26 protein-coding genes are annotated in these 24,647 nt (G+C 65.5%); 8 read left to right on the forward strand and 18 right to left on the reverse strand.

Annotation, left to right across the window (positions count from 1 at the left end; all coding sequences use genetic code 11):
• Positions 1-3: 3 nt before the first annotated feature.
• From truB to rimP, 12 genes are all read right to left on the reverse strand, one after another.
• A complete protein-coding gene (truB, locus tag H4W01_RS01715; protein WP_209609635.1) occupies positions 4-1,017 on the reverse strand; it encodes a tRNA pseudouridine(55) synthase TruB in 1,014 nt (337 codons plus the stop codon).
• The gene (locus H4W01_RS01720) at positions 1,014-1,718 is read right to left on the reverse strand and encodes a site-2 protease family protein (RefSeq protein WP_209609636.1); all 705 of its coding nucleotides are present in this window, start codon (positions 1,716-1,718) and stop codon (positions 1,014-1,016) included. Before H4W01_RS01720 ends, truB begins: the two co-directional genes overlap by 4 nt.
• Positions 1,719-1,734: 16 nt before the next feature.
• A complete protein-coding gene (locus H4W01_RS01725; RefSeq protein ID WP_209609637.1) occupies positions 1,735-2,313 on the reverse strand; it encodes a thymidine kinase in 579 nt (192 codons plus the stop codon).
• An 8-nt stretch (positions 2,314-2,321) separates the two neighbouring features.
• Positions 2,322-2,606: a hypothetical protein gene (locus tag H4W01_RS01730; RefSeq protein WP_209609638.1), complete on the reverse strand. Its 285-nt coding sequence runs from the start codon at positions 2,604-2,606 to the stop codon at positions 2,322-2,324.
• A gap of 611 nt (positions 2,607-3,217) precedes the next feature.
• Complete coding sequence (locus H4W01_RS01735) at positions 3,218-3,400, reverse strand: hypothetical protein (RefSeq protein ID WP_209609639.1); 183 nt, start codon at positions 3,398-3,400, stop codon at positions 3,218-3,220.
• A 357-nt stretch (positions 3,401-3,757) separates the two neighbouring features.
• Positions 3,758-4,933 carry an acyltransferase family protein gene (locus tag H4W01_RS01740; protein ID WP_334685112.1) on the reverse strand — a complete coding sequence of 392 codons (1,176 nt, stop codon included), beginning with the start codon at positions 4,931-4,933 and terminating at the stop codon, positions 3,758-3,760.
• 178 nt (positions 4,934-5,111) lie between these two features.
• Positions 5,112-5,504, reverse strand: coding sequence for a 30S ribosome-binding factor RbfA (rbfA, locus tag H4W01_RS01745; RefSeq protein WP_209609641.1), 393 nt, complete (start codon positions 5,502-5,504; stop codon positions 5,112-5,114).
• Positions 5,505-5,705: 201 nt separating this feature from the next.
• A complete protein-coding gene (infB, locus tag H4W01_RS01750) occupies positions 5,706-8,498 on the reverse strand; it encodes a translation initiation factor IF-2 (RefSeq protein ID WP_209609642.1) in 2,793 nt (930 codons plus the stop codon).
• Positions 8,495-9,352, reverse strand: a complete 858-nt coding sequence (locus H4W01_RS01755) for a DUF448 domain-containing protein (RefSeq protein ID WP_334685113.1) — start codon at positions 9,350-9,352, stop codon at positions 8,495-8,497. Before H4W01_RS01755 ends, infB begins: the two co-directional genes overlap by 4 nt.
• Entirely contained in the window at positions 9,333-9,581 is a 249-nt protein-coding gene (locus tag H4W01_RS01760; RefSeq protein WP_209609643.1) for a tautomerase family protein, read from the reverse strand. Before H4W01_RS01760 ends, H4W01_RS01755 begins: the two co-directional genes overlap by 20 nt.
• Positions 9,581-11,203 (reverse strand): transcription termination factor NusA, encoded by a 1,623-nt coding sequence (gene nusA / locus H4W01_RS01765; RefSeq protein ID WP_010406823.1) that lies wholly within the window; start codon positions 11,201-11,203, stop codon positions 9,581-9,583. The genes H4W01_RS01760 and nusA overlap by 1 nt, the downstream gene beginning before the upstream one ends.
• Positions 11,203-11,787: a ribosome maturation protein RimP gene (gene rimP, locus H4W01_RS01770; RefSeq protein ID WP_334685114.1), complete on the reverse strand. Its 585-nt coding sequence runs from the start codon at positions 11,785-11,787 to the stop codon at positions 11,203-11,205. Before rimP ends, nusA begins: the two co-directional genes overlap by 1 nt.
• A gap of 180 nt (positions 11,788-11,967) precedes the next feature.
• Here rimP and H4W01_RS01775 point away from each other — a divergent pair, with 180 nt between their 5' ends.
• The gene (locus H4W01_RS01775; protein ID WP_209609644.1) at positions 11,968-13,209 is read left to right on the forward strand and encodes a PQQ-dependent sugar dehydrogenase; all 1,242 of its coding nucleotides are present in this window, start codon (positions 11,968-11,970) and stop codon (positions 13,207-13,209) included.
• Positions 13,210-13,228: 19 nt separating this feature from the next.
• Here the strand turns inward: H4W01_RS01775 and H4W01_RS01780 are convergent, their stop codons facing one another.
• Positions 13,229-13,606, reverse strand: coding sequence for a PaaI family thioesterase (locus tag H4W01_RS01780; protein WP_010406830.1), 378 nt, complete (start codon positions 13,604-13,606; stop codon positions 13,229-13,231).
• A complete protein-coding gene (locus H4W01_RS01785) occupies positions 13,606-14,055 on the reverse strand; it encodes a PaaI family thioesterase (RefSeq protein WP_209609645.1) in 450 nt (149 codons plus the stop codon). The genes H4W01_RS01780 and H4W01_RS01785 overlap by 1 nt, the downstream gene beginning before the upstream one ends.
• A gap of 188 nt (positions 14,056-14,243) precedes the next feature.
• Between H4W01_RS01785 and H4W01_RS01790 the strand changes: the two genes are divergently transcribed.
• Genes H4W01_RS01790 through H4W01_RS01815 form a run of 6 tightly spaced genes read left to right on the forward strand, consistent with a single transcriptional unit; the run spans position 14,244 to position 19,208 of the window.
• Positions 14,244-14,402: a hypothetical protein gene (locus H4W01_RS01790; RefSeq protein ID WP_154651335.1), complete on the forward strand. Its 159-nt coding sequence runs from the start codon at positions 14,244-14,246 to the stop codon at positions 14,400-14,402.
• The gene (locus H4W01_RS01795) at positions 14,395-15,303 is read left to right on the forward strand and encodes a hypothetical protein (protein ID WP_209609646.1); all 909 of its coding nucleotides are present in this window, start codon (positions 14,395-14,397) and stop codon (positions 15,301-15,303) included. The genes H4W01_RS01790 and H4W01_RS01795 overlap by 8 nt, the downstream gene beginning before the upstream one ends.
• Positions 15,303-16,205, forward strand: a complete 903-nt coding sequence (locus tag H4W01_RS01800) for a transposase (RefSeq protein ID WP_209609647.1) — start codon at positions 15,303-15,305, stop codon at positions 16,203-16,205. Before H4W01_RS01795 ends, H4W01_RS01800 begins: the two co-directional genes overlap by 1 nt.
• A 41-nt stretch (positions 16,206-16,246) precedes the next feature.
• Entirely contained in the window at positions 16,247-16,840 is a 594-nt protein-coding gene (locus tag H4W01_RS01805) for a winged helix-turn-helix domain-containing protein (RefSeq protein WP_334685115.1), read from the forward strand.
• A gap of 47 nt (positions 16,841-16,887) precedes the next feature.
• Complete coding sequence (locus H4W01_RS01810; RefSeq protein ID WP_209609648.1) at positions 16,888-18,423, forward strand: acyl-CoA synthetase; 1,536 nt, start codon at positions 16,888-16,890, stop codon at positions 18,421-18,423.
• Positions 18,420-19,208: a crotonase/enoyl-CoA hydratase family protein gene (locus tag H4W01_RS01815; protein ID WP_209609649.1), complete on the forward strand. Its 789-nt coding sequence runs from the start codon at positions 18,420-18,422 to the stop codon at positions 19,206-19,208. Before H4W01_RS01810 ends, H4W01_RS01815 begins: the two co-directional genes overlap by 4 nt.
• Positions 19,209-19,386: 178 nt before the next feature.
• On the opposite strand, the gene H4W01_RS01820 is transcribed toward H4W01_RS01815, so the two are convergent.
• From H4W01_RS01820 to H4W01_RS01830, 3 genes are all read right to left on the reverse strand, one after another.
• Positions 19,387-19,815, reverse strand: coding sequence for an acyl-CoA thioesterase (locus H4W01_RS01820; protein WP_209609650.1), 429 nt, complete (start codon positions 19,813-19,815; stop codon positions 19,387-19,389).
• 149 nt (positions 19,816-19,964) lie between these two features.
• A complete protein-coding gene (locus H4W01_RS01825; RefSeq protein WP_010406847.1) occupies positions 19,965-20,747 on the reverse strand; it encodes an SDR family NAD(P)-dependent oxidoreductase in 783 nt (260 codons plus the stop codon).
• 115 nt (positions 20,748-20,862) lie between these two features.
• The gene (locus H4W01_RS01830) at positions 20,863-22,035 is read right to left on the reverse strand and encodes an acetyl-CoA C-acetyltransferase (protein WP_209609651.1); all 1,173 of its coding nucleotides are present in this window, start codon (positions 22,033-22,035) and stop codon (positions 20,863-20,865) included.
• 101 nt (positions 22,036-22,136) lie between these two features.
• On the opposite strand from H4W01_RS01830, the gene H4W01_RS01835 reads away from it, so the two are divergent.
• A complete protein-coding gene (locus H4W01_RS01835; protein WP_209609652.1) occupies positions 22,137-22,802 on the forward strand; it encodes a nitroreductase in 666 nt (221 codons plus the stop codon).
• A gap of 147 nt (positions 22,803-22,949) precedes the next feature.
• On the opposite strand, the gene H4W01_RS01840 is transcribed toward H4W01_RS01835, so the two are convergent.
• The gene (locus tag H4W01_RS01840) at positions 22,950-24,392 is read right to left on the reverse strand and encodes a DEAD/DEAH box helicase (RefSeq protein ID WP_209609653.1); all 1,443 of its coding nucleotides are present in this window, start codon (positions 24,390-24,392) and stop codon (positions 22,950-22,952) included.
• Between the last annotated feature and the right edge of the window lie 255 nt (positions 24,393-24,647).

Below are 24,647 nucleotides of genomic sequence, written 5' to 3' on the forward strand. Positions count from 1 at the left end.
TCGTCACAGGTTGAAACCGCGAATGACGCGGACCTCGCGGTCCTGAACCTCCACCAAAGCGACCGGACTTTCGTCCAGCGTCGCGAAGTATTGGCCATCATCTGCGGCGATCCCGATCAACACCCGCCCTTGTCGGAGCAGCCCTGCCTGATCGGGGGAGAGGGATAGAGCCGGGATGTCGTCCAGCCCCGCCCTCAACGGCAGGAGATTGTGTTCAAGGGTGCGCGCATTACCGAAATCGGCCAGTTTGTCCAGCGATATTGCGTGGTCGAGCGTGAACGGCCCGGCCTTGGTGCGGCGGAGCATTGTAACATGACCGACCGTGCCAAGCGCGAGCGCGATGTCGCGCGCGAGGCTGCGAATATAGGTGCCTTTGGAGACGTGGGCGGTGAGGGTGATGGAGTCCAGCCGGTCTTCTCCGTCACCCCGGCCTTGTGCCGGGGTCCACCCATCCTCTCGGGCATCGGTCTGGGACATGGTGGACCCCGGCACAAGCCTGTCCCGAGCTTCGTCGAGGGGGCCGGGGTGACGGCAGGAAAGGGCGTGCACCGTCACAGCCCGGCTTGCCAGCAGCACGGTTTCGCCAGCCCGCGCGAGATCATAAGCGCGCTCGCCATCCACCTTGAGCGCTGAGTAAGCTGGCGGCACCTGCTCGATCGGGCCGGTGAAACGCGTCAGCACCGCTTCGACCTGGCCGAGGGTGGGGCGCACCGCGCTCTCGGCAATGACCTTGCCCTCCAGATCGAGCGTGTCGGTCTCCACCCCGAACCCGATCGTAAAATCATACACCTTGTCGCTGTCGAGCATCCGCCCGGCGAGCTTGGTCGCTTCGCCCAGCGCGATCGGCAGCACGCCGGTCGCCAGCGGATCGAGTGTGCCGCCATGCCCGACCTTGATGCCGCGCTTGCTCGCATCATAGCCAGCGGCACGCAGCGCGCGCTTCACCGCCGATACGCCCTGGGTCGACCCAAGCCCCAAGGGCTTGTCGAGAATCAGCCAGCCATGCAAGCCGGTCATGCGACGCCCAGATTGGCGATGCCGAAGAAAAAGTCGGTGGCGGCGCCGGCGATGGGCGCGACCAGGCGGCGCACGATGTCGGCCTGCGGGCTGATCATCGGCAGGACGAACAGCAACACGATCAGCAGCGGAAAGCCGTAGCGCGCCAGTTTGGCATAGTGGATTGCGGCGGCGCGCGGTAGCATTCCCTGCACGACATGCCCGCCATCGAAGGGTGGCAGCGGGATCAGGTTGAAGATGCCGAGGAAGACGTTGACCTGAAGGAAATTGCCGAGGGTGTCGACTGCGAAGCGGGAAAGTGTGAAGGGCGGCACTGGCGCGGGAACACCGCGCAGCAGGAACAAAAGGCCCGCCAGCGTCAGCGCGGTCAGCGTCGCCAGCACGAAATTGGTCGCCGGGCCTGCCAGCGCGACCAACACCATGTCGCGGCGCGGGTTGCGCATCCGCCGTGCATCGACCGGCACCGGCTTGGCCCAGCCGAAGATCGGCGCGTGCGCGATCGCCAGCACCATCGGCAGCACCACGGTGCCGATCGGGTCGACATGGCGCAGCGGATTGAGCGTCAGGCGACCAAGCCGTTCGGCCGTGTGATCACCGAACAGGCGCGCGACATAGCCATGTGCCACTTCGTGAAACACGATCGCGATGACGAGGGGAATGAGCCACACCGCGATGGTGTAGGGCAAGTTGGGGTCGGTCATGGGGGTCCGTTCGAAATCAGGCGGCGGCGAGCGCTTCGCTGAAATGGCGACGGCACAGCGCAATGTACAGGTCGTTGCCGCCAATCTCGGTCTGCGCGCCCGCCGCAATCGCGCGGCCATCCGCCCCGACGCGCAAGTTCATCGTCGCCTTGCGCCCGCACGCACAGACCGATTTGATTTCGATCAGCGAATCCGCAATCGCCAGCAGGCGCGCCGAACCTTCGAACAGAGTGCCGAGAAAATCGGTGCGCAGGCCATAAGCCAGCACGGGAATGCCGTGGAAATCCGCCAGCGTGGCGAGTTGGTCAACCTGGGCTGCGGTCAGGAATTGCGCTTCATCCACCAAGACGCAGGCCGGTGGCGCTTCCCCTTCGCGCGTGACGACCGCGACCAGATCAGTATCGCGCTCGAACGCGATCGCATCGGCGGCAAGCCCGATGCGCGAGGTGATCGTGCCCGCGGCAAAGCGATCGTCGATCGCGGCGGTGAACAGCACGGTGCGCATGCCGCGTTCGCGATAGTTGAAATCGGCCTGCAACAGGTTGGTCGATTTGCCCGCGTTCATCGAGGCGTAGTAGAAATAGAGTTTGGCCATTAGGCCCTTTACGAACCAATCGTCGCGCGCGCGAGCGCCGGATCGCGCAAGCGCGGCGCTCGCTGCCACGGCTCGGGTTGCAGGACGAAAGGAGTGATCGCCATCGCGGCGAAGAACATCGCGTTGAATGGCGCGGAATCGATCAACGTTCCTGCGCCCAGTGAGGGAATGAAAATGGCCAGAAAGCAAATGCGTGCACCGGAAACGAGCGTTGCCAGCGCCGGGTTGCCACGCGGGAGGCGGCGGAGGAAGCAGATCGCGATGGACCCGAGCATCAATGCCGTGCCGAGCAAGCCGATCGAAGCGAGCACGATCGCGGGGTAGGAGGAAGCGAGCGTCGATCCGATTCTGACGCCATAGCCGCCCGTCCCGCGCCATGCTTCGGGACTCCCGCTGGTGACATAGCGCGCGTCTCGTAAGACGTGCTTGCCCCTTTCTGAAGGACGATTCCGTCGATCAACTGGGCGACCTGTTCAACGGCTTCCCATCGCAGGATGATGACGCTTGGTAGCGATAAAAACGAGGACACCAAGGCCACGGCTTTCGCGCCGCAAGTGGGCGCTGATCTGGCTTCAACCATTCTATAGAGGTAATCCCCCAAGAACAGCAGCATCAGCCCTCCTAAGCCGATATAGGTCCCGGACGAGGTCGAAAGCAACGCGAAGGTCAGGGTAACGAGCGCGATCGGATAATCGAACAGCCGCCATGCCCCACCGATCACCTGTCAGGCCTGAGGCATAGCATTGCCGAACCAAACCAAACCCTAAGGTAAGTCCGCCGGACGACGACGCTTCCGAACAGAAACCGATGACGCGGCGCATCGTCCCCACGAGATTGTCGTTGAGCAGTACATAGGTCGCCGTGCGCAGCGGCGAGAGCGAGGTCCCCGCCGTCGCCACGTCCACTAGTCCGACAGCGACACCGTCACGCTGCCCAGCACCAACCCCCGCGCGAAAACTTTCTGCCCTTCAGCATTTTGAAGCAACAGGCAGAAACTGACCACGGTCAGGCAGGACGACGTCAGGTAAAGGATTTGCGACAGGTTCGACGGCCGGAACTGAAGCGGAGCGATGTTTCCGGTGTTCAACTCTACGACTGACGTCCCCGCGAAAAAAAGGGGGCGGATGTGGTGACGGCAAGGCCGACCAGCCACGTCGCGGTCAGCAACCCGAGCTTGCGCCAATCGAACAACAGGTCCTGCACCGCCGCGGCATCGCGACCAGCAGTTTGATTCCGATCAGCGGCGCGAACAGTGACATCGGGACGAAAGTGATCCCGCCCCTGATGTCCATCGGGATAACGGCAAGCATGTGGAAGGATATGCTCACGAAAAACAGCTACACGCTGAACTGCACGGCGCTCAGCACGGCGATCACGAAGAGCAGCCAGAATATGCCGATCGCCATCAGGATACTTCTATCGCGAAAGAGACTGTCATGCGACTTTATCCTACCTCGCGGCGAGGCGATAGCATCTGCCTTAACATGGTGCGGGGAAGCGATACCAGTGTCGGTCGCTCCACAGTGAGGAAGAACGCCATGCCCGCCAGGGTCGCCGATCCTGACAGGAGAAGGATCCAGACGACATATAGCTGCCACGTCACGGTCATGGGTAAGATCCGCGGAAGGATCGTCGCCAAGGCCTCCATTACGACGATATGAATGAGATAGATCGAGAAAGACATTACGCCCAACGCGCCGACCCATCGGTTTGCAAGCAACCGGCTGGCGCGGGGGCCGTGGATGCCGCCCAGGAACGTGCCGATGATCACAATCGAGAGCGCGGCCTGCGCCGCGACATCGGCCCACCCACCGCCGAACCGTGTGTCGACCCGCGTTATCTCACGTCCTACAAAAATCATCCCTGCAAGACTTGCAAGAAACAGCGTGTCATAGCCGGTGTGTCGTACGGCAAGGCGGCCCGGATGGTGATACCGTTCGCGCAGCAGCATCCCGATCAGGAACAAATGAGCATGGGCCAGCAGCCCGAAGCGGAAACGGCCATCGAATCCTAATCGGACATCGAGCATCGCCGACGCCGCGACGCAAAGTCCGGCGAAGACCGCGAGCAGCACGATCCGCTGTGGACCCGCCCGAACCCGTGCGAGCCCGACGCCGATCAGCGGGGCAAGAATATAGAATTGCGCCTCGACCTCAAGCGACCACATCGGTGGATTGAACGGCGACGGCGTATCGCGGACGATCCCGTTCATAAAGCCGAGCCCGAGGATCGCTGCGTAGCCCAGGGGATCGGGTCCGGCGTGGCGGGTAAGACCAAGCCCTGCCACGATCGCCCAGCATGACAGCAGCGTGATCGCGTAAGGGGGATAGATCCGCCCGAAGCGCCTTCGGTAGAAAGTCCTTGCCCAGTGCTCCTTCTGCGGTCGCGTCGTAAGCGATGGCGCTATGACGAACCCGCTGAGCGCGAAGAAAAGTGCAACGCCGACCTCGCCGTGGGGAAAGGCAAAGTACAGGTTTGTAAGGCTATGCGTCGCCCCCCCCCGAGACGGGATGACTGTTGACGAGATCGATGTAACGGCAAACGCGCAATGCGGCATGCCAGAAGAGAACCGACAGTATCGCCAGCGACCGCAGTCCATCCAGTTGCGGTATATAGGCATGAGCCGTCGTCATGCGTCGAGGAGCGGAAGGCAAGCTCCAGATCAACTGCTATTACCTCGCGGGAATCCGTGACACTATCCCCCGATATGTCAGTGATTCTCTTACTGGCTGGAGTTGTGCGCGCGAGCTGACGCTTTGGCAATAACGATCGGGCCGGATGCCCGTTGTCGAAACGCTTTATTCCTGCTTGAGATCCCGCGCAACCTTGGGATCCCGCAGCAATTTGTCGATATGGCTGCCTTCGTCGAAGCTCTCGTCCGCGAGAAACTTGAGCTTGGCGGCGTATTTCATCTGAACGCGGGCGGCGACTTCGCGCTGGAGATAGGCGGTGTTGGTGCGCAGCGCTTTCAGCACCGCTTCCTCATCCTTACCGAGCAAGGGCTTCATGAACACGGTTGCGTGGCGCAAATCGGGGGACATGCGCACTTCGGTGATCGTCACCGGATGCTTGGCCAGCGTCTCGTCATGCACATCGCCGCGCGCGAGGATGTCGCTCAGCGTGTGGCGCACTTGCTCGCCCACGCGCAGCAGGCGGACGGAGCGGGTTTCTGGGGTTTCGGTAGGGCGCATTTCTTACTCCTCCCTCTCCCCTCCGGGGAGTGATGGGTCGAACCGTCCCCCGGACGGTTCGCGACCGTGCGGGGCACGGTCGCCCCATCACTGGTCGGGGAGAGGGGCTGTACCGAAAAACGAACGCTTCCGCTCGGCCCCTCTCCCGACTTCGCTTCGCTCGTCTGCCCTCTCCCCGCAAGCGGGGAGAGGGAGAAGCACTTACAGCGTCCGTTCGCGCAGTTCGACTTCGAAGGTTTCGAGGAAGTCGCCCGGCTTGATGTCGACGAAGTTCGACGTGAAGGTCACCCCGCACTCCAGACCCGCCCGCACTTCGGCGACGTCGTCCTTGAAGCGGCGCAGCGAGGCGATTTCGCCCTGGTAGATGATGACATCGGCCCGGGTGATACGCGCCTTGAGCGCCTTGCGGATATTGCCTTCGGTAACCAGCAGACCAGCCGCCTTGCCGTGCTTGCCCGCCGAGAAGACCTCGCGGATTTCGGCGCGGCCGACGACCGTTTCGAACGCCTCGGGGCCAAGCTCGCCCGCCATGCCGGCGCGGATCTCGTCGATCAGGTCATAGATCACGTCGTAATATTTGAGCGCGACCTTCTGGCGTTCGGCGATTTCGCGCGCCTTGGCATTGGCGCGGACGTTGAAGCCGATGATCGGCGCGCCGCTGGCACCCGCCAGCGTCACGTCGCTCTCGGTGATGCCACCGACGCCCGAATGCAGCACGCGCGCCTTGATGAGATCGGTCGAGATCTTGTTGATCGACGACACGATCGCCTCGACCGACCCTTGCGTGTCGGCCTTGACCACCAACGGATATTCGATCGCCTGCTTTTCCTTGAGCGCGCTGAACATCGATTCGAGGCTGGCCGGGCCACCCCCGGTGCGCTTGCTGGTCATCACGCCCTGCCGATATTCGGCCACTTCGCGCGCGCGCGCTTCGTTTTCGACCACCGACAGCGGATCACCCGCACGCGGCACGCCCGACAGGCCGAGCACTTCGACCGGCATGGACGGGCCCGCTTCCTTGATCTGCATGCCCTTGTCGTTGGTCATCGCGCGGACCTTGCCGCTCTCGGCACCGACGACGAAGATGTCGCCGACCTTGAGCGTGCCGCGGTTGACCAGGATCGTCGCAACCGGACCACGGCCCTTGTCGAGCTTGGCCTCGATCACGGTGCCTTCGGCGGCGCGATCGGGGTTGGCCTTCAACTCGAGCAGTTCGGCCTGCAGCTGGATCTTCTCGATCAGCTCGTCCAGCCCGGTCTTCTTGAGCGCCGAGACTTCGACATCCTGCACGTCGCCCGACATTTCCTCGACCACGACTTCATATTGCAGCAGGGCTTCGCGCACCTTTTGCGGATTGGCGTCGTGCTTGTCGACCTTGTTGATCGCCACGATCATCGGCACGCCGGCCGCCTTGGTGTGGTTGATTGCCTCAACGGTCTGCGGCTTGATGCTGTCGTCCGCTGCCACCACGAGCACGACGATGTCGGTCACATTGGCACCGCGCTGGCGCATTTCGGTGAAGGCTTCGTGGCCCGGCGTGTCGAGGAAGGTGATCTTCGACTTGTCCTTCAGCGTGACCTGATAGGCACCGATATGCTGGGTGATGCCACCAGCCTCGCCCTTCACGACATCGGTGCCGCGCAAAGCGTCGAGCAGCGAGGTCTTGCCGTGGTCGACATGGCCCATGATCGTGACGACCGGCGGACGCGGACGCAGCGTATCCTCGGGATCGGTATCGGTTTCGACCGCGATATCGATGTCCGAATCGCTGACGCGGACGATGTTGTGGCCGAATTCGGTGACCAGCAGCTCGGCCGTGTCCTGGTCGATCGTCTGCGTCATGGTGACGGGCATACCCATCTTGAACAGCGTCTTGACCAGATCCGCGCCCTTTTCCGCCATGCGGTTGGCGAGTTCCTGCACGGTGATCGCTTCGGGCACGACGACGTCGCGGATCTGCTTGGCCTGCGCTTCACGCGGGCCGCCCATCCGGCGGTTTTCCTTCTCACGCGCACGCTTCAGCGCGGCGAGCGAACGCGCACGTGCGCCATCGCCATCGTTGAGCGCACGGTTGACGGTCAGCTTGCCGCCGCGACGTTCGTCGCCCTTGCGGTCGCGCTGGCCGGGGCGCGACGGCGCTTCGCTGGCGGGAGCCGCAACGCCGACGGCGGGGCGCTTGGCAGCACCGGCCGCGCTGCTGGTCGTGGGTGCAGGGGCTGCCTCGGCTGCGGGAGCAGGCGGGGGCGGCGGGGCCGGACGCGGGCGCTCGGGGCGTGGCACGGGGGTAAACAGCCGCGGCGCAGGCAGCGACGGATCGAGCAGCAGGCCGAGCGGGCGCGGGGGCGCAGCTGGCGCGGGTGCCGGTGCTGGCGGGGCGACAGGAGCGGGCGCTGCCGCGACCGGAGCTGGGGCGGGTGCGGCTGCCACGGGCGCAGGTGTAGCGGCTGGCGCGACCGGCGTTGGCGCAGCCTCAACCGGGGTCGGGGCTTCCGCCACGGGGGCGACCGGCTCTGGCGCGGGTTGCGGCGCGGGGTCGGGCGCGGCCGGGCTATCGGGCGCATCGCCGGCGCGGCGATTTTCCTCGGCGCGGCGACGCTCTTCGGCTTGCGCCTCGAGACGGTCGCGCTCTTCGCGGCGGCGCGTTTCTTCAAGGGCGTTCATGCGCGCTTCGTCGGCTTCGCGCAGCAGCTTGGCCTGCAGCTCCTGCCGCGACAGCAAGGAATTGCCCGGCGAAACCGGCGCGGGTGCCGGGCGCGGCGGCGGCGCGGGTGGGGCAGGCGGCGCAGCGACGGCGGGCGCGGCATCCTCGACAACGGCAGCCTCGACCGGCGCACCGCCGGGGCCGAGCACGCGGCGGCGCTTCACTTCGACCACGACGGTGTTCGACCGTCCGTGGCTGAAGCTCTGCTTGACCTTGCCGGTCTCGACCGTGCGCTTGAGCCCCAAGGGCTGACGCATTCCGAGTTTCGGCTTTTCGTTGTCGGTATCGCTCACTCAAATTCCTCGCATGTGTCTTCGTCAGCCGCAACAGGGGCGCCACGTCCCGCTGGGTTGGATATAAGCGCCGATGCGCCCTGCGATGGTGTTTCGCAAGGCACGAGGGCGGGGTGGGGTCCGATAAAATGCAGCCAGCGGTCGAGCGTTTCGCTCACCCGCCGCGCCGCATCGCGCTCCGTTAGGCCGATATGTACCACATTCTGCCGCCCCAGGGCCACGGCCAATATGGTACGCGACACGGGAAGTGCCAACCCCCTGAGCGCACTCCCCTCTTCATCGTTGCCGATGCGCCACGCCTGGTCGAGCTTGCGGTTGCCATCGGTGCTGGCATCGCTCGCATGCAGCAGCAGATGCAGCTTGCCCGAACGCGCCGCCGTTTCGATCTTTTCGGCACCGGTCAGCAAGTTTCCGGTGCGCGCTTCCAGCCCTAGCCGGTCGAGCGTCGCGCGTTCCAGCGCGGTCGCGATCATGGCGGGCAAATCGTCGGGAATCAGCACCGGTCCTTTGAAGGCCCGGGCGAGTGCGCCCTTCAATTTGCCCTTTGCGATCGCGGTTTCCAGCTCGGCGCGCGTCACGCCGATCCATGCGCCGCGCCCCGGCGCCTTGGCGCGCACGTCGGGCAGCACATGCCCATCGGGCGACAGCGCAAGCCGCACCAACGCCGCGCGGGGTGCCCGCTCGCCGAGCAGGATGCAGCGGCGGATCGCTTCCTCCCCCTCCCGCTTGCGGGAGGGGTTAGGGGAGGGGCTGTCAGCAGGGGACGCGCCCTCGTCAGGCCCTCCCCTAACCCCTCCCGCAAGCGGGAGGGGAGTTTCGGTAGCGCCTAGCGTGTCATTGCGAGGATTCCGCATGAGCGTCCTCCTGCGGCTTGAATTCAGGCTGGGGCTGAGGCGCATCACGGTCGGCGATCAAAATTCCGCCCGCGCCGTAATTTTCCAGGCTCACTTCTTCGATCACGATCTGCACCGCAGCCGGGTTCTTGCCCAGCCGCGTAACCAGCGACTGGGTGACATCGGCGACGATGGCGGACTTCTGGTCCTTCGTGGCCGTGCCGGCAAGGCGGATGCTGACGAACGGCATCAGGCTTCGCTCGCCTCCGTCGTCTCGCCAGCGGTTTCCTCATCGGCGAACCAGTGGGCGCGCGCGGCCATGATGATCTCATTGCCCTGCGCTTCGCTCAGGCCATATTCGCCGAGCACGCCACCCTTGTCCTCGGCGCGCTTGGGCGCGTCCTCGGCACGGCGGCGCTGTTCCTGGCGCTTCTTCTGGATCAGTTCGTCGGTCGCCAGATCGGCGAGATCGTCGAGCGTCTTGATCCCGGCCTTGCCGAGCGTGACCAGCATCGCTTCGTTGAGGTGCGGCAGCGCGGCAAGATCGTCCTCGACGCCGAGCGCGCGGCGCTCTTCGCGATTGGCGGCTTCGCGGCGTTCGAGCGCTTCGGACGCGCGGCTCTGCAATTCGGCGGCGAGATCGTCGTCAAAGCCTTCGATCGACGCGATTTCGTCGACTTCGACATACGCGACTTCTTCCAGCGCGCCAAAGCCCTCGGCGACCAGCAGCTGCGCCAGCGTCTCGTCAACGTCCAATTCGGTCTGGAACATCTCGGTGCGCTCGGCGAATTCCTTCTGGCGCTTCTCGCTGGCATCGGCCTCGGTCAGGATGTCGATCGCCTTGCCGGTCAGCTGCGAGGCGAGGCGCACGTTCTGGCCGCGACGACCGATGGCGAGGCTGAGCTGATCGTCGGGGACGACGACTTCGATGCGGTCCTCTTCCTCGTCGATCACGACGCGCGACACGGAGGCTGGCTGCAGCGCGTTGACGACGAAGGTCGCGGTGTCGGGCGACCAGGGGATGATGTCGATCTTCTCGCCCTGCATTTCCTGAACGACCGCCTGGACGCGGCTGCCCTTCATGCCGACGCACGCGCCGACCGGATCGATCGACGAATCGTGGCTGATGACGCCGATTTTCGCGCGCGAACCCGGATCGCGGGCGGCCGCCTTGATTTCGATGATGCCGTCGTAAATCTCGGGCACTTCCTGCGCGAACAGCTTCTTCATGAAATCTGGATGCGCACGGCTGAGGAAGATCTGCGGCCCGCGATTCTCGCGGCGCACGTTGAGGATCAGCGAGCGGATGCGGTCGTTGACGCGCACCACTTCGCGCGGGATCTGCTGGTCGCGGCGGATGACGCCTTCGGCGCGGCCAAGGTCGACGACGACATGGCCGAATTCGACGCGCTTGACGACGCCGGTGATGATCTCACCCATGCGGTCCTTAAACTCTTCAAACTGGCGCTCGCGCTCGGCGTCGCGGACCTTCTGGAAGATGACTTGCTTGGCCGCCTGCGCGGCGATGCGGCCGAACTCGATCGGGGGCAGCGGATCGACAATGTAATCGCCGACGACCGCACCCTTTTGGAGCTTCTCGGCTTCCTTCAGGTTGACCTGCTTGAAATAGTCATCGACCGCCTCGACCACTTCGACGACGCGCCACAAGCGCAGATCGCCGGTGACGGGGTCGAGCTTCGCACGAATGTCGTTCTCGGCACCGTAGCGGGCGCGGGCGGCGCGCTGGATCGCGTCTTCCATCGCTTCGATGACGATGCCCTTGTCGATCATCTTCTCGGTCGCGACGGCATTCGCAATGGCGATCAGCTCGGCGCGGTTGGCGGTAACGCCAGAGGTTCCTGCGGTGGCCATCAGTTCAGTCCTTCGTCTTCAGTGCCTTCGGGCACCAGTTCGTCTTCAATTTCTTCCGCACCGTCGAGTGACAGCGGCCGCGTGGCGGCGATCAGCGCATCGGTCAGCAACAATTTGGCGGTGCCGACCTGCGCGAAGCTGATCTCCATCTCGCCATGCTTCTGCACGTAGATGGTGATGCGGTCGTCGCTCACGCCTTTCAGCAGCCCGGTCAGCACCTTGCGCCCCTCGATCGGCGCGGCCAGCACGATTCGCGCTTCATGCCCGGTCCAGTCGGCGAAGTCCTTCAGCCGGGTGAGCGGGCGATCGATGCCGGGGGAGGACACTTCGAGGCGATATTCCTCGGTGATCGGATCACGGCCTTCGGCCTCCAGTGCGTCGAGCACGTCCGAGATGCGGCGCGACAAATCGGCGCAATCCTCGATGGTGAGCTGGCGCGTGTCGGGGCGTTCGGCCATCACTTGCAGGGTCAGGTCGCCCTTGCCGCCGAACAGCTTCACGCGCACAAGATCGAAGCCGAGCGCAGCGGCTTCGGGGGCGATCAGCGCAGTCAGGTCGGGCGTGTCGGCCAAGATATGTCCCATGCAAAGGTCTTCGCTGCCGGAACCGGGTGGCTCCAGCCTCTTCACCTGGCGATGTAGAGAATAAGCGTCGTATAAGCGTGTGGAGCGACGCTGGCAAGCCGTCGCGGATGTCGCACTGTCGCGCAACGGAACAACTGAGGGGGGATGACGGTAGTGGTTTGGAAAAGCCGGAGAGTCCGTATGCTGTCGTCCCGTCTGCCGCTTGTTATCGCCTTTGTCGCTGCGACCGCCTGTTCGGCGCAACCGCAGCAGAGCGGAACCGCGCCGCCAGTGGCATCGCCCGGCGATCCGGCCACCCCGACTCCGTCCCCCAGTCCGCCGCCGGTGACCACACTGCCCGACAATGCGCCCGATGCGACGGTGCCCAACGTTCCCGCGACCACCGGCCGCGCCAATCTCAGCGCAACCACGCCGCCCTTCGCCACGCAGAAGATCGGCCAGTTTGTCGAGCCGTTCGCGATTGCGATCCTGCCCGACGGATCGGCGCTGATCACCGAGAAGGCCGGCAAGCTCAAATGGCGTCGGGCCGACGGGACGGTCGCCGATATCAGCGGTGTGCCCAAGGTGCTGAACGAGGGGCAGGGCGGGCTGCTCGATATCGCGCTTGCGCCCGATTTCGCGACGAGCAAGCTGGTGTACATCAGTTATTCCGAACCGCGCACGGTTGGGAGCAGCCTGGCGCTGGCGCGCGCGCAGTTGAGCGGAGCGGCGCTGTCGAACGTGCAGGTGCTGTGGCGCGCGGGCTCGGACGGGGTCGGCGGGCAGTTCGGGGCCAATATCCTGTTCGCGCCCGACGGCCAGTCGCTATATCTGTCGTCGGGCGAGCGGCAGCGCTTCACCCCGGCGCAGGACCCCGAGCAGCGATTGGGCAAGATCCTGCGCCTGACGCTCGACGGCAAGCCATGGCCGGGCAATCCCGAGTATAAAGCGGGCGGCGCGCGCGCCGAGACGTGGAGCACCGGGCACCGCAACCCTTATGGCATGGTGTTCACCGCCGATGGCCATTTATGGGAAGAGGAGATGGGGCCGCAGGGGGGCGACGAGCTCAACCTGATCCTGCCGGGGCGCAATTACGGCTGGCCGATCGTCTCCAATGGCGACAATTACAGCGGGAAGATGATCCCCGATCACCCCAGCCGCCCCGATCTGGAAGCGCCCAAATTGTGGTGGAACCCATCCATCTCACCGGGCGGGATGATCGTCTATTCGGGCGCGCTGTTCCCGCAATATCGCGGCAATTTGCTGATCGGGGCGTTGTCGGGCGAGGCGCTGATCCGCGTCTCAGTGTCGGGCGACACCGCCAAGGCCGAGGAGCAATGGGCGATGGGCGCGCGCATTCGCGACGTTGCCCAGGCACCCGACGGGGCGATCTGGGTGCTGGAAGATGATGGGGCCTTGGTGCGACTTACGCCGAAGGGGTGAGCGTCGCGCCCCAGGTCGATCAGGGGCGCACGATCAGATAGTTCATGCGCGCCGCCGCGATCGGCTTGTCGGCATCGTCCTGCCACGCGGTCGCCTCGACATTGGCGACGCGCCCACCGAGGCGGGTGACCGATCCTTGCGCAAAGGTCGGCTTCTCGCGCCCGCCGCGCATGTAATCGACCGTCACGTTGATCGGCTTGATCTGGCCGCCGCCATCTTCGGCCAATGCGCAGCGCAGAGCCACGATCGCGGCCATTTCAAGCAATCCGCCAATCGCGCCGCCATGCAAATAGCCCGGTCGCCCGAGTAGGGTGTCGGCACTCGGCATCAGCAACAGCGTGGGGTCCGCCGCATCGGCCAATGTGATTCCGAGCAGTTCGGCATAGGGTGGCAGCATCATGCGCGCTCCGCCGGGGCGTCAGTGAACATGAAGGTGCCCGCGACATGCGCCAGCGGATCGGCCGGATCCCCATCATGCGCCTGCCCGCGCACGAATGAGATCGAACGTGTGATGCGGTAGCATTCGCCGCGTCCGAACACCGTTTTGCCCGGCGTCGCGGGGCGCAGATAATCGATCCGCAAATCGAGCGTTGCGTGCGGCCGGAACTGGCCGAGTCGCGTCCACACCGCCAGGCTGGTCGCCATGTCCATCATCGTCAGGATCGGCCCGGAGGCGAGCACGCCGCTATCGGGGTCGCCGACCAGGGCCGCTTGATAAGGGAGCTGCAGCTCGACCCAATCGGGGCCGTGCGCGTGATAGCTGAGCTTCAGCAATCCGCCATGCCCGCCCACGCCGTGGCGGATGAAGCGCTGAGGATCGAACGGCGGCAAGGTCTCTGGCGTCATCGTGCTTGCGATGTACTGCAATGCAGCACCAGCGCAAGCGTGTTGGTGGACGCGCAGCACTACCGTGGGCGGGCTGCGGCCGCGCAATATTACAGCGAATTAACTCCGCCAAGGCTTCGTCGCACGCGTAGCATCCATGGGCCCGGAGGATCGGGTGCTAGGTGGGTGGCAAACTAGGGAGACGCGCGATGGATATTTTTAACATCGACATCAATCAGATCGTCGATCTTGGGACGCAAATTGGCACCAGCGGAGCGATTCGTAGCCTCGAATTGGTTGGCGATGACGTGTTTGATTACATTATCGGCGTCGCGATCCTGATCTACGAAATCTACCCGAATGGCTGAGCGCAGTGCGCTTGATGCGGCGGCGGCGCGGTCTTTTGCCGCCGCCGCCCGTTTTCGGGCGAGCGAGCCGTATCGTGCGCTGGAAGCCGCGTTTTCCGGGAATGCGGTGGAGGATGCGGCCGCCATCGTGTTGGCCGATGCGGAGTGGGTCGGCGTGCTGATCGCGCCGCTGGTCGCCGCACTGGCCGACGATCCATGGTTCGAGCCGCCCTTTCGCGTTGCCCGCGATGGTCTGCGGATCGGGACGGTGCTGTTCGAAAACCCCGCAGTTTCGATTGCGGCAACGGTGTTGTCGGCGGATGCGCTTTCGGCTGCACCGCGGCCGCAAACGGTGGTGGTGCCGGGGCGCTTGACCTTGACGCGGTATGTCCGCGCCGGAAATGCGCGGCTGCGGTTATGGGATGCCGAGCCGATGGGGGAGGATTTTTCGGCGGAGACGGCGCGGCCTTGCCGTCCAGCGCCCGAACTCGTGCTGCGCGATGGCGCGGTGGTGCGGCTGGACGGGCGCACGCGCGGCCATTTGATCGAGTCCGCGCAGAGCGATGTGGTGACGCTAAACGCGACGATACGCGCGGCGACCGCCCCTTATGCGCGCGAATATGCGATCGGCAGCGGGGCATTGGTGCGCATCGCGACCAATGATGATCGCGCGGCGCGCACGCAGATGCTGCTGGCCTATCTTCGCCTGACGCAACGCCCCGGCGCGCAGCAGCGCTTCGCCGCCGCGACGCGCGACCCGGCATTCTTCCTGCGGTGGGGCGCGATGCGGGAGTGGCTGGCGATCGACACCCGCGCTGCGTTGCCACGCTTGCGCGAAATGGCGGAGGCGGATCCCAATGCCGAGGTGCGCGCGGCGGCGCGCGCGACGCTGGCGCTGGTTGAACACCGGATCGCCGCCTGATGCCGCGCGTGCTGGACCCCGGCAGTGGGGACGCGATCGGCCTTGATGATCTGGTGGCCGCGCTCGACGCGACACCGTTCGACGCGCGCGACGAGGATTCGCTGGCAGCGCTTGGTCCGCTTTTGGCGCGGCTTGGGCGCAACCGCGATTTTCTGGCGGATCTGGTGATTGCCGAACTGGAGGACCGCTGTTCGGGGCAATCGAGCGGCAATACCTATGGCGCGCAGGTGTTCCTGTTGCGGCCGGCCAATGGCCGCTATGTGCTGCGGGCCAATTTCTGGCCGGCCCGCAGCGATGCCGTGGTGCGCGCGAGCGGCACTGCGCCGTTCTTCTACGATCTGCCGCACGATCACAATTTCTCGTTCCTGACGGTGGGCTATCAGGGGCCGGGCTATTGGAGCGACTATTACGATTATGATGTCGACGCCGTGACGGGGTTGCCCGGCGAAAGCGCGGACTTGCGCTTCGTCGAGCGGTCGCGGCTCGAACCGGGCAAGGTGTTGCTGTATCGCGCGCGGCGCGATGTTCACCGGCAATTGCCGCCCGATAGCCTGTCAGTATCGCTCAATATCCTTGCTTATGATCGTGCGCAGCCATGGCGCGACCAGTTCCGTTTCGATGTAGAAGCGGGCACGATCGCGGAAGGGCTGACCACTGCGCCGTCGGAAGCGTTGGTTGCGCTGGCGGTGTATTATGCGGGGGAAGCGGGTCTGGCCTTGACCGAAGACCTGGCCAAGCGCCACCCGGCACCGCGCATGCGGGTCACCGCGTTGCGCGCGCTGGCGTCGCGCGAGCCCGGCGTGGCGGAGCGCGGTGCGGTCTGGGCTCGCGGGTTGGACGACCCCGACGCTTATGTGGCGGGCTATGCGCGACGGGCGCTATTTGATCCAAATTGGATTTAAAGCACAGCATTTGCACATTTGGCCGCTGCTAAACAGATGCGGTGGAACCCGTTCTGGCCCTGGGCCCGCTCCGTCCCGGACTTGGTGTGGAGGCCGCAAAGCGCGGCCTTCGCTTCGTGCCCGACGGGTCGTCCGCGCGCGCCGGGGTGCGGTTCTTCCGTGGGGCGGTCGGCGTCGCCGATATTCCGATGCTCGAGGTGGTTGCGGGCGACGACGCGGCGGTCGCGGCGGCGATCGATGCGGGGGCCGATGATGCGGTTGCGGCATCCGCCAGCGACGCGCTGATCGCGGCGCGGCTGGCGGCGCTGGTGCGACGGAATTCGGGGCGGCTTCGGCTCGGCGCGCTGGACATCGATCGGGTGGAGCGCCGCGTGTTGCGCTCGGGGCGGGCGCTGGATTTGTTGCCGCGCGAATATCGCTTGCTGCTGCATCTGGCGGAGCGCGCGGGGCAAGTGGTGCCGCATGACGAATTGCGCCGCGCGGTGTGGGGGTTGAATTTTCACCCCGGCACCAATGTCGTTGCGGTGCATGTCTCGCGATTGCGCGCCAAGCTCGATCGCGGATTCGCGGCACCGCTGCTGCACACCGAAAAGGGCCTCGGCTACCGCCTTGCGGTCCCGGAAAGCGCGGTATAGCTTCACGTTGCAAAACGAAACCAAATAGCCGGTGAGAGGGCCCTGATATGTCGCACCCGAGCGTTCACGCGCGGACCGATCCCGCGAAGCCTGCGCTGATCGTGGCGGAAACGGGGGAGGCGATCAGCTTCGCCGAGCTTGATCGCCGCTCGAACCGCGCTGCACAGCTGTTTCGCGCAAGCGGGTTGAAGGCGGGCGACACCATCGCTTTGTGTCTGGAGAACACGCCCGAATTTTACGATATTGCCTGGGGCGCGCAGCGCGCCGGGCTGTTCTTCGTCTGCATTTCGACCAAGCTCACCGCGCCCGAGATCGACTATATCCTGCGCGATTCGGGGGCGGCGCTGGTGGTCGCTTCGGCAAGCCTGGGTGCGGCGGTGTCGGCGGCGGGCGTCGACATTGCGCGCTTCGTCATCGGGCGCGCGCTGGCGGGGTGGGAGGCGTGGGAGCCCGCCGTCGCGGCCATGCCCAACACGCCGATCGCCGATGAGCGCGCCGGCATCGACATGCTCTATTCCTCGGGCACCACCGGTCGGCCCAAGGGCGTGCGCGTCGCCTTGCCCGAAGACCCTGACATTGCGGGCGCGACCGTGCTCGAAATGCTCGCGCGCGGGCTGTATGGCCTTGGCCCCGACAGCCTCTATCTCAGCCCCGCGCCGCTTTATCATGCCGCCCCGTTGCGCTGGTCGATGACGGTTCAGCGGCTCGGCGGCACGGTGGTGATGATGGAGCATTTCGACCCCGAACGCGCGCTCGCCGCGATCGAGCGCTACCACATCAACGCCAGCCAATGGGTGCCGACGCATTTCGTGCGCATGCTGAAGCTCGATGACGCCACGCGCGCGCGCTATGACCTGTCGAGCCTCAGGGTCGCGATCCATGCCGCCGCGCCGTGCCCGGTGCCGGTGAAGGAAGCGATGATCGCCTGGTGGGGGCCGGTGCTGTACGAATATTATGCCGGGTCGGAGGGCAATGGCCTGACCACCATCGCCTCGCCCGAATGGCTGACGCACAAGGGTTCGGTCGGCAAGGCGGCTTACGGCGTGCTGCACATCTGTGATGAGCACGGCGAGGATTTGCCGCCCGGCGCCGAGGGGCTGGTCTATTTCGAAGGCGGCGGCGCGTTCGAATATCATAATGATCCCGCCAAGACCGCCGAGGCGCGCAATGCGCGCGGCTGGTCGACGCTCGGCGATATCGGGCGGATGGATGCCGACGGGTATCTCTACCTGACCGATCGCAAGAGCTTCATGATCATCTCGGGCGGGGTGAACATCTATCCGCAGGAAATCGAAAACCGACTGATCACGCATCCGCGCGTCGCCGATGTCGCGGTGATTGGCGGGCCGTGCGCCGAAATGGGCGAGCGGGTCGTGGCGGTGGTGCAGCCGGTCGACATGGCCGAAGCGGGCGAGGCGCTGGCGGCGGAACTGACCGCCTGGTGCCGCGCCGAACTGTCGGGCGTAAAAACCCCGCGCCAGATCGATTTCGCAGCGGAATTGCCGCGCCATGCCACCGGAAAATTGTACAAAAGGCTGCTTCGCGACCGTTATTGGGGCGAAACCGGGAGTAAGATCGTATGAACGACCGCGTATCCACCACCATCGAGCACCACGTCGCCGACGTGCGGCTGACCCGCGCCGACAAGATGAACGCGATCGACCCGGCGATGTTCGAGGGGATCGGCAAGGCGATCGACGCGCTTGGCCCCCGCAAGGATGTGCGCGCGGTGGTGCTGTCTGGCGAGGGCAAGGCGTTTTGTGCGGGGCTCGACATGACCAGCATGGCGGGCGGTGGATCGGGCCTGTCGCGCGTCGATCGCAACGCGCAGGGCGCGATCCTGCCGCAGCATGTGACGTGGGGTTGGCGCAACCTGCCGGTGCCGGTGATCGCGGCGGTGCATGGCGTCGCCTTTGGCGGGGGCTTTCAGATCATGTCGGGCGCGGACATCCGCATCGCGGCCCCGGGCACGCGTTTTGCGATCCGCGAACTCTATTGGGGGCTGGTGCCCGACATGGCGGGCTTCCCGATCTGGCGCGGGCTGGTGCGCGACGACGTGCTGCGCGAACTCATCTACACCGCGCGCGAATTCGATGCCGAGGAAGCGCTGCACCACGGCTTCATCACGCGCATTGCCGAGGACCCGCACGCCGCAGCCATGGCGCTCGCGCACGATATCGCCGCCAAGAGCCCCAATGCCATCCGCGGCGCCAAGCGCCTGTGCAACATGGCGTTCGATGCCGATCCGCTGGCGATGCTGGAGGCCGAAACCGCCGAGCAGATCGCGGTGATCGGCCAGCCGCCGATGATGGAGCAAGTCGCCGCCAACATCCAGAAGCGCCCGGCGGTGTTCCACGACGCGGATTAGAGGCGATTTCCTTTAGGCAGGCCCCTCTCAAATTCCGTTCGGGCTGAGCGTGTCGAAGCCCTCCTCTCCCCAGGCGCAGCGATTGCGGGGGGAGAGGTGCCCTTCGACAGGCTCAGGGCGAACGGGGAGGGGACAGCTTTACCCTCGACGGAAGGGGGGAATGCGTCCGCACCACCTCTCACGCCCGGATGCGGTGCGCCTCCAGCCCGGCGCGGAATTCCGGGGGCAGTTCGGTCAGGCCGCCGCTGGCGCTCATCACCAGCACCACGTCGGCGGTGGCGATGCATTCGCCCTTTTGGAAGGCGGCGGCGAGGATGCTCCAGCTCCGCTTGCCGATCTCGCCGATCCCGCTGGCGATTTCGACATCGTCGGGGAAAAAGCCCTCGCCCAGATAATTGATCTCGAGCTTGGCGACGAGCCAGCGATGGCCCGACCATCCGGTCAAGTTCATCGCACGGTTGAAGCGCACGCGCCCGCTTTCGAACAGTCCGGCCATTGCGACATTGTTGATATGGCCGAGCACGTCGAGATCCTGGAAGCGCGTCTGGATCGCCTCGCGGTGCGGATAGGTGGCGGGATCAAGGCGATGGGGGGCGGGGCGGGGCATGAAGGTTCCTTATTCCCCTCCCGCTTGCGGGAGGGGGTAGGGGAGGGGCGTGGGGCGGCGAGGTTTGGCCGGCAGGCCCTCCCCCAGCCCCTCCCGCAAGCGGGAGGGGAGAATAGGGTTACGCCCTCCCGCGAGCGGGAGGGGAGATGTTACCTTGGGGCCATGCGGATCGCGCCGTCGAGGCGGACGTCCTCGCCGTTGAAATAGCTGTTCTCGACCATGGCGAGCGCGAGCTTGGCATATTCCTCGGGCTTGCCGAGCCGCTTGGGGAAGGGCACCGAGGCAGCGAGATTGTCCTTCACCGCTTGCGGCGCGCCTTGCATCAGCGGCGTTTCGAAAATGCCGGGCAGGATGGTGTTGACGCGAATGCCCTCACCCATCAGGTCGCGCGCGATCGGCAGCGTCATGCCGACGACACCGCCCTTGGACGCGGAATAGGCAGCCTGGCCGATCTGCCCGTCCTCGGCGGCGACGCTGGCGGTCATCACGATCGCGCCGCGCTCGCCATCTTCGCCCGGCTCCAGCGTCAGCATTCCCGCCGCCGATTTGGCGACGCAGCGGAAGGTGCCGACTAGGTTGATCTGGATCAGCCAGTCGAACGCGGCCAGGCTGAAATGCTTGATGCTGCCGTCTTCCTTGGATCTGCTGGCGGTCTTCATCGCATTGCCGGTGCCCGCGCAGCAGACGAGCACCGACTCCTGCCCATGCGCCGCGCGCGCCTTGGCGAAACCGGCATCGACCGAGTCCTCCGAGGTGACATTCACTTCGCAGAACACACCGCCGATTTCGGCGGCAATCGCCTCGCCCTTTTCGGTCTGCAGATCGAAGATCGCGACCTTCACCCCCTTGGCGGCAAGCGCGCGGGCGGTGGCGGCACCGAGGCCGGAGGCCCCGCCGGTGACGACGGCGGCTTTGGTGGAATCGAGATTCATGAGGTCTCCCCTACTTCGTCGCCCCGGCGAAGGCCGGGGCCGCTTTGGTGTGTGCAGTGCCGGTGTTGCGCTTCGCAACGTGGCGGCCCCGGCCTTCGCCGGGGCGACGCCGTGGTCAAACCCGCTCGATGATCGTCACATTGGCGATGCCGCCGCCTTCGCACATCGTCTGCAGGCCGTACCGCCCGCCCGAGTGCTTGAGCGCATGCACCAAGGTCGCCATCAACTTGGTGCCTGAGGCCCCCAGCGGATGGCCGAGCGCAATCGCGCCGCCATTGACGTTCAATTTGGCATGGTCTGCGCCTGTATGCTTCAACCACGCCAGCGGCACCGGCGCGAAGGCTTCGTTGACTTCGTACAGGTCGATATCGTCAATCTTCATGCCCGAGCGCTGCAGCGCGCGGTCGGTCGCGAACAGCGGCTCCTCCAGCATGATCACCGGGTCGCCGCCCGTTACCGTCAAGTTCACGATCCGTGCGATCGGGGTGAGGTTGTGCGCCTTCAGCGCGGCTTCGCTGACGATCATCACCGCGCTCGCGCCGTCGCAAATCTGGCTGGCATTGGCGGCGGAGATGCTGCCGCCTTCCTGCAGCAGCTTGACCGAACCGATGCTCTCCAGCGTCGCATCGAAGCGGATGCCTTCATCGGTGGCGTGGGCGACGACGCCTTCGGGGGTCTCGATGTCGAGCGCGATGATCTCATCGGCAAAGGCCCCGCGCTCGGTGGCGGCGGCGGCGCGGCGGTGGCTTTCGAGCGCGAAGGCGTCGAGCTGGGCGCGGTCGAAACCGTGCTTCTTGACGATCATCTCCGCCCCCATGAACTGGCTGAACAGGATGCCGGGATATTTCTCCTCCAGCCGGGGCGATTTGTAATTGCCGAGCCCCTCTTTCATGAACAGCGTCGCGGTCGAGCCCATCGGCACGCGCGTCATGCTTTCCACGCCCGCGGCGATGACGATATCCTGCGCGCCCGACATCACCGCTTGCGCGGCGAACTGCATCGCCTGTTGCGAGGAGCCGCATTGCCGGTCGATCGACACGGCGGGAACGCTGTCGGGCAGGTTGCGGGCGGCGAGCACGGCATTGCGGCCGACTTGCCCGGCCTGCTGCCCGCCCTGCATCACGCAGCCCATGATGACGTCGTCGACCGCGGCCCCGTCGATCCCGGTGCGCGCGACGATCGCATCCAGCACCGCCGCCGCCATGTCGACCGGGTGCCACCCGGCGAGTTTGCCGCCGCGTTTGCCACCAGCGGTGCGCACCGCATCCACGATATATGCCTCGGCCATGCTCGACTCTCCATATCCGTTGTTATTTGCAACCTCTCTTGCCGTGATCCTCCGCGCTCGGCAAGGTGGTTCGCATACCGAATGATCGAAAGGATAGGGTGATGGAGGTCAGCGAAGCGATTGTGGCGCGGCGATCGGTGCGCGGGTTCCGTGCCGATCCGGTCGATCCGGCGGTGTTGCACGGCATCGTCACCAAGGCCGCGCGCGCGGCGACGGGGGGCAATTTACAGCCCTGGCATATCGACGTGCTGACCGGCGATCCGCTCGCGCGGCTCAAGGCGGCGGTGTTGCACAAGCTCCAATGGGGCCAGCCCGAGACCCCGGCTTATGACATTTACCCCAAGGAGCTGGTCGCGCCGTACCGCGACCGCCGGTTTGCCGTGGGCGAGGCGATGTATGCCGAGATCGGCATCCCGCGTGAGGACAAGGCGGCGCGGCGCTTATGGTTCGCGCGCAACTTCCAGTTCTTCGGCGCGCCTGCCGCGTTATTTTGCACCGTCGACCGGCGGATGGGGCCGCCGCAATGGGCCGATCTTGGCATGTATCTGCAGAATGTCATGCTGCTGGCGGTCGAGGCCGGGCTGGCGACCTGTGCGCAGGAATGCTGGGCGATGTATCCCGACACGGTGGGCGATGCGATCGGCATTTCGCCTGAGCGGATGCTGTTCTGCGGCATGGCGATCGGGTTCGAGGATACAGAAGAGCCCGCGAACCGCTTGCGCAGTGCACGGGCTCCGGAAGAGGAGTGGTTGCGGATCTGGGATTAATTCCCTCTCCCTTTGGGAGAGGGAAGGGGCCCGCCCAGCGTAGCTGGGTGGGAAGGGTGAGGGCGCTTTTCGCGGCTGCTCACCCTCACCCTTCCGTCGCTTCGCTCCTCCCTCCCTCTCTCTCCCACAGGGAGAGGGAAAGGGAAATCAGCCTGCCGCTGGGGAGCGACGGCCGCCGCCGCCGCCGGCTGGGCGACCCTGGCCACCCGAGCGACCGCCACCCGGACGACCGAAGCCGCCGCCAGGGCGACCCTGGCCACCGGGACGACCGCCGCCTGCCGGACGGCCTGCGCCTTCGGGGCGTGCGCCAGCCGGACGACCGGCACCCGCGGAGCGATCACCGGTTGGGCGCGCGGCGTGGGTTGCCTTGGGCGGGGCGCGGTGACGGCCGGAGTCATCGCGACGTTCGAACGTGTCCGAACCCGCCGGGCGTGCCGCCTTGATGCGGGCGGCTTCGGCGGTGAAGCCCTCGGGAAGCTGCATCATCTCGGGCTTGACGCGCGTCAGCTTCTCGATGTCGCGCAGGTACGTCCGCTCATCATCCGCCACGAAGCTGATCGCGGTGCCCGATGCGCCGGCGCGCGCGGTGCGGCCGATGCGGTGGACGTACTGCTCGGGCACGTTGGGCAATTCGAAGTTGAAGACGTGGCTGACGCCCGACACGTCAATGCCGCGTGCGGCGATGTCGGTCGCGACGAGCACCTTGGCCTTGCCCGACTTGAACTCGGCGAGCGCGCGTTCACGCTGCGGTTGGCTCTTGTTACCGTGGATCGCGTTGGAGACGATGCCATTGGCGCCGAGCAGCTTCACGACGCGGTCGGCCCCGTGCTTGGTGCGCGTGAAGACGAGCGCGCGCTCGACCTTCTCGTCGCGCAGCAGGATCGTCAGCAGCGCCTGCTTTTCGCCCTGGTTGAGGAAGGTGACGAACTGGTCGACGCGCTCGGCGGTGCTGGAGGTCGGCGCGACCTTCACCGTCTTGGGATCGTTGAGGAACTGGTTGGCCAGTTCGCGGATCGCATTCGGCATCGTCGCCGAGAAGAACAAGGTCTGGCGCTGCTTGGGCAGCATCCGCACGATCTTGCGCAGCGCGTGAATGAAGCCCAGATCGAGCATCTGGTCGGCTTCGTCGAGCACGAGGATTTCAAGCATTGCGAGGCTGACGAAGCGCTGCTCGATCAGATCGAGCAAGCGCCCCGGCGTGGCGACGAGGATGTCGACGCCGCGCGCCATGTCCTGGCGGTTCTTGTTGATGCTGGTGCCGCCGAACACGGTTGCGACCGACATCTTGGAGAATTTGCCATATTCGCGCGCGCTTTCGGCGATCTGGCTGGCCAGTTCGCGCGTCGGGGCGAGCACGAGCATGCGGCAATGCGTCGGCAGCACGCGCTTTTCGTTGTTGACGAGCTGCTGGATCGACGGGAGCACGAAGGCCGCCGTCTTGCCGGTGCCGGTCTGCGCGATGCCGAGCAGATCGCCGCCTTCGAGCAGGATCGGGATCGACTGCTTCTGGATCGGGGTGGGGGTGGTGTAGCCTTTGGCTTCGAGCGCGCGGACGAGCGGCTCGGCGAGGCCGAGTTGTGCGAAAGTCATACTGGTTCAGTCCATTGCATGTGCCATGGACGCGCGTCTTGGACGCACGGATGGCGGGGGAAAATGACACCCCGCGTGAAAAGGGAAGTCCGTTGGATAACGACCGAGGCGGAGCTTGGGCTACCGGTTAACGGCATACCTAATCACGCTGCATGACGCCTCGATAGGGCACCTATGACTGCTGCAGTGCGGAAAGTCAAGATGGTGCGGGCCTGGCAATCGCCCTTTCGCCCTCACCCCGGCCTTGTGCCGGGG

The sequence above is a fragment of the Sphingomonas sp. PL20 genome, from assembly GCF_017875905.1.
GTDB classification, from domain to species: domain Bacteria; phylum Pseudomonadota; class Alphaproteobacteria; order Sphingomonadales; family Sphingomonadaceae; genus Sphingomonas; species Sphingomonas echinoides.

Coding starts and splice junctions, on each gene's coding strand:
- H4W01_RS01720 (WP_209609636.1), bottom strand. CDS start 1,718: ATGACCGACCCCAACTTGCCCTACACCATCGCGGTGTGGCTCATTCCC.
- H4W01_RS01835 (WP_209609652.1), top strand. CDS start 22,137: ATGGAGGTCAGCGAAGCGATTGTGGCGCGGCGATCGGTGCGCGGGTTC.
- H4W01_RS01755 (WP_334685113.1), bottom strand. CDS start 9,352: ATGCGGAATCCTCGCAATGACACGCTAGGCGCTACCGAAACTCCCCTC.
- H4W01_RS01725 (WP_209609637.1), bottom strand. CDS start 2,313: ATGGCCAAACTCTATTTCTACTACGCCTCGATGAACGCGGGCAAATCG.
- H4W01_RS01785 (WP_209609645.1), bottom strand. CDS start 14,055: ATGACGCCAGAGACCTTGCCGCCGTTCGATCCTCAGCGCTTCATCCGC.
- H4W01_RS01760 (WP_209609643.1), bottom strand. CDS start 9,581: ATGCCGTTCGTCAGCATCCGCCTTGCCGGCACGGCCACGAAGGACCAG.
- rimP (WP_334685114.1), bottom strand. CDS start 11,787: ATGGGACATATCTTGGCCGACACGCCCGACCTGACTGCGCTGATCGCC.
- H4W01_RS01800 (WP_209609647.1), top strand. CDS start 15,303: ATGCCGCGCGTGCTGGACCCCGGCAGTGGGGACGCGATCGGCCTTGAT.
- H4W01_RS01790 (WP_154651335.1), top strand. CDS start 14,244: ATGGATATTTTTAACATCGACATCAATCAGATCGTCGATCTTGGGACG.
- rbfA (WP_209609641.1), bottom strand. CDS start 5,504: ATGCGCCCTACCGAAACCCCAGAAACCCGCTCCGTCCGCCTGCTGCGC.
- H4W01_RS01815 (WP_209609649.1), top strand. CDS start 18,420: ATGAACGACCGCGTATCCACCACCATCGAGCACCACGTCGCCGACGTG.
- H4W01_RS01820 (WP_209609650.1), bottom strand. CDS start 19,815: ATGCCCCGCCCCGCCCCCCATCGCCTTGATCCCGCCACCTATCCGCAC.
- H4W01_RS01740 (WP_334685112.1), bottom strand. CDS start 4,933: ATGCCTATATACCGCAACTGGATGGACTGCGGTCGCTGGCGATACTGT.
- truB (WP_209609635.1), bottom strand. CDS start 1,017: ATGACCGGCTTGCATGGCTGGCTGATTCTCGACAAGCCCTTGGGGCTT.
- H4W01_RS01810 (WP_209609648.1), top strand. CDS start 16,888: ATGTCGCACCCGAGCGTTCACGCGCGGACCGATCCCGCGAAGCCTGCG.
- H4W01_RS01825 (WP_010406847.1), bottom strand. CDS start 20,747: ATGAATCTCGATTCCACCAAAGCCGCCGTCGTCACCGGCGGGGCCTCC.
- H4W01_RS01840 (WP_209609653.1), bottom strand. CDS start 24,392: ATGACTTTCGCACAACTCGGCCTCGCCGAGCCGCTCGTCCGCGCGCTC.
- nusA (WP_010406823.1), bottom strand. CDS start 11,203: ATGGCCACCGCAGGAACCTCTGGCGTTACCGCCAACCGCGCCGAGCTG.
- H4W01_RS01775 (WP_209609644.1), top strand. CDS start 11,968: ATGCTGTCGTCCCGTCTGCCGCTTGTTATCGCCTTTGTCGCTGCGACC.
- H4W01_RS01830 (WP_209609651.1), bottom strand. CDS start 22,035: ATGGCCGAGGCATATATCGTGGATGCGGTGCGCACCGCTGGTGGCAAA.
- H4W01_RS01795 (WP_209609646.1), top strand. CDS start 14,395: ATGGCTGAGCGCAGTGCGCTTGATGCGGCGGCGGCGCGGTCTTTTGCC.
- H4W01_RS01780 (WP_010406830.1), bottom strand. CDS start 13,606: ATGCTGCCACCCTATGCCGAACTGCTCGGAATCACATTGGCCGATGCG.